This window comes from Carnobacterium sp. (assembly GCF_032094055.1).
In the GTDB taxonomy this organism is placed as follows: Bacteria; Bacillota; Bacilli; order Lactobacillales; family Carnobacteriaceae; genus Carnobacterium_A.
This window is the reverse complement of sequence record NZ_DAMDAK010000038.1, coordinates 14,496-16,819: the sequence shown is the minus strand read 5'-3', so window position 1 is coordinate 16,819 and position 2,324 is coordinate 14,496. Positions and strand designations below refer to the sequence as shown.

General features: G+C 38.2%; 2 protein-coding genes and 1 pseudogene. 1 reads left to right on the top strand and 2 read right to left on the bottom strand.

From position 1 onward, the window contains the following. Both RT405_RS07415 and dhaK read right to left on the bottom strand, forming a co-directional pair. A pseudogene (locus RT405_RS07415) lies at nt 1–142 on the bottom strand (dihydroxyacetone kinase subunit L); the annotation flags it as partial. 19 nt (nt 143–161) lie between these two features. After that, nucleotides 162–1,151 (bottom strand): dihydroxyacetone kinase subunit DhaK, encoded by a 990-nt coding sequence (gene dhaK, locus RT405_RS07410; RefSeq protein WP_313468830.1) that lies wholly within the window; start codon nt 1,149–1,151, stop codon nt 162–164. Nucleotides 1,152–1,443: 292 nt separating this feature from the next. Between dhaK and RT405_RS07405 the strand changes: the two genes are divergently transcribed. After that, nucleotides 1,444–2,324 (top strand): DUF6930 domain-containing protein (locus tag RT405_RS07405; RefSeq protein WP_313468828.1); only part of this gene is annotated, 881 nt, incomplete at its 3' end.

Genomic DNA, 2,324 nt, shown 5'->3' with positions numbered 1-2,324 from the left:
CGGTAGCTCCACGTGCTAAATTATTGCCATGGTCGCCATCCCCGATAGCGGTGTCTAGCTCACTTAAATACTCTTTATTTTCTAATAGTTGAGCTGTGAAGAGTGTCATCCATTTTTTCATATTTTCAAGAGAAACCATCATTTTTCCCATCCTTTCTTTCTTACCAAGCAATAGTGGTAACGGGCGCAGTTAGATAATCGAGCCATTGAGCGTCTTCCAGCTTGACTAAAGTTAATGATAAACCTTGCATATCGATAGAAGTCATATAATCGCCGACTTTTCTATAAGCTAAGGTGATTCCTTCTTCAACCAGCAGATTTTTAACATCGTTCATAAAAATAAATTGTTCCATTAAAGGAGTTCCGCCCATGCCATTGACCAGTACCGCATATTGTTCTTCTTCTTTCCACTGAAATTCTGATTTTAACCGCTCAATCAGCTCTTTTGCCAACTCTTTAGAAGGTTTGATTTTTTCTCTGCGGTAACCCGGCTCGCCATGGATCCCGACGCCAAATTCAATTTCATCTTCCGCTAACTCAAAACCTGGTTTGCCGACTTCTGGTACAGTAGCAGCTCTTAAAGCAACTCCAATCGATTTGACATTAGGGACCAGCTTATCTGCCAGTTCTTTGATTTCGGCTAAGGACGCCCCTTTCTCTGCAGCAGCACCTAGTATTTTATGCACGAGAACTGTTCCGGCGATGCCTCTTTTTCCAGCAGTATACGTACTATCTTCAACTGCTACATCATCATCTACAATTACAAATTCGACCGCAATATCGTCCATTTCAGCTAAGTCTTTTGCCATATCAAAATTCATGACGTCTCCTGAATAGTTTTTAATAATGAGAAAAACGCCTTCTCCTTCATCGCTGGCTTTAATGGCTTCATAAATTTGATCAGGAGTTGGAGAAGTAAAGACTTCCCCACAAACAGCTGCAGACAACATGCCTTGTCCGACAAACCCAGCATGTGCAGGTTCATGTCCACTACCGCCGCCGCTGACTAAAGCAACTTTTTTATTTTGAGCAGTTTTGCGATGGATCACATTTGTTTCCGGCAAACGTTCGACTAAATCTTCATAAGCAAACGCAAGCCCGTTAAGCATTTCATCTAAAACAGATGAGGGATCGTTAATAATTTTTTTCATTATAAAATCCTCCTGACAATTATTTAGATAGCGCTACACTTCCATTGTAATCGTTTTACTAAAAAACAACAAATATCTGAATTTATTTTTTGGAGTATAGCTATTAAAATAAACGTATTTTGTTGCGGCGGGAAAATGGGAAAGGATAAACCGAGAATAAAGAATATCTTTACTTGTGTTTTTTCAAAAAGACTATAATTTTTTCAGTCTGAGATTTTTGAATAAGCCACTTAAAGACAGATTAATTTGGTATAATAAACATAATAGAAAAGATAAAGGAGGCAATAAAAGAATGGAGCAGGAAAAGCAATTGTTTTCACTAGCCAAAAAGCTGTATGAAGAAAAATTTTGGAATGATTACTGGGATACAAATTTAATTGCTATTCAATTAGAAAACCAAAAAGAGCCCATAATGATTTCTATCCTAGGGAAATCTGAACAGCATTATGGGTTTTTATTTTATCGGAATTCCGAAGAACTAACTTATTTCTTTGATATGGTGGAACAGTCAAACTTGCGGGAACATCGTACACCGATGGAAATGCTCCAATTACAGAAATGCCTTGCTTTAGAATATGAAAACCGACTGGATTTGGATAAAGAAGCTTATCAGCGAATCAAATCAAGCGGTATTCCCTTCAGAGGTAAAAAAAATTGGCCGGTATTCGTTGATTACTGCCCTGGTTATTACCCTTCTCCTATAGAAAAAGCAGATGAACGCATGCTGATAGACGTAATGGAAAAGCTGCTGGAGACTGCAAAAGCTTTTCGAAAAAAATTGGCCTTTTATGAAACAGAGCGCATGAATCATGAAATCTTATTACGAACCTATCATAAAGATGGCAGCTATGAAGATGGTGTACTTAATTTGTCGAAATTTATCGCAGATGGTGCTGCTCATGTTGAAGAAGCGCCAGTTTTAATAACTAAATTTGAAATGAAACGAGTTGCCTCTCAAAAATTCGGGGCTTCTATTTGGGAATTGGATATTGGTTTTATAGAAACTCCCATAAGACCGTCAGAAGGAGGCCGTCCTTATTTTCCAACTCTTTTATTAGTAGTAAATAGTGAGACGGGCCAAATTATTTGCAGTGAATTTATTAAACCAGGAGACACAGAATCGCTTCAGCGTCTGCTAATCCAGCTGATTCTTTCAGAAAATAGTCTGCCGGC